This window comes from Streptacidiphilus sp. ASG 303 (genome assembly GCF_020991365.1).
Taxonomy (GTDB): domain Bacteria; phylum Actinomycetota; class Actinomycetes; order Streptomycetales; family Streptomycetaceae; genus Peterkaempfera.
The window spans coordinates 1-297 of sequence record NZ_JAJLRA010000145.1; the positions used below are offsets into that span (position 1 = coordinate 1).

The window sequence follows — 297 nt, forward strand, 5'->3', positions numbered from 1 at the left end:
CACAGGAAGGAGTTGATCTCGATCGTCTCGGTGCGGCCCGGGCCGACGCCCACGGCCGAGATCGGGGCGCCCGACATCTCCTCCAGCGCCTTCACGTACGCATGGGCGTTCTTAGGCAGGTAGCCGAAGGTCTACGCCTTGGTGATGTCCTCCGACCAGCCCGGCAGCATCTCGTAGACCGGCTTGGCGTGGTGGAAGTCCGACGGGTTGTACGGCAGCTCCTCCACCCGGCGGCCGTCGATCTCGTAGGCGACGCAGACCGGGATCTGCTCCCATCCGGTGAGCACGTCCAGCTTG

The 297-nt window shown here is 66.3% G+C and carries 1 pseudogene; it reads right to left on the reverse strand.

Annotated features, from left to right (window positions below):
- Window positions 1-297: pseudogene (locus LO771_RS30290) on the reverse strand (adenylosuccinate synthetase); the annotation flags it as partial.